1 protein-coding gene is annotated in these 284 nt (G+C 73.9%); it reads right to left on the bottom strand.

What is annotated here, in order from left to right:
* Window positions 1-284, bottom strand: a 284-nt coding sequence (locus tag AN216_RS00110) for an amidohydrolase family protein (RefSeq protein ID WP_139140799.1), incomplete at both ends; no start/stop codon positions are given.

The raw sequence follows: 284 nt of genomic DNA, 5'->3' as shown, positions 1-284 counted from the left end.
GCTCGGTGTACGGGACGCCGCCGGGCGCGTGGTGGACGTAGTGGAACTCGCCGACGGTGGTGATCCCGGCCAGCGCCATCTCGGCGTACACGGCACGGGCGAGGGCGAAGTAGCGGTCCGGGTCGAGCCGTTCCGCGACCTCGTACATCGACTCCCGCCAGGTCCAGAAAGTGCCCGTGCCCTGCTGTACGACGCCGCGCAGGGCCCGGTGGAAGGCGTGGCTGTGGGCGTTGGCCAGGCCGGGCACGGTCAGCCCGCGCAGCGGCACGTCGCCGGGCGCGGGC

The organism is Streptomyces oceani (genome assembly GCF_001751245.1).
GTDB lineage: Bacteria > Actinomycetota > Actinomycetes > Streptomycetales > Streptomycetaceae > Streptomyces > Streptomyces oceani.
The sequence above is the reverse complement of the archived record's forward strand: the minus strand, read 5'-3'. Positions and strand labels throughout refer to the sequence as shown.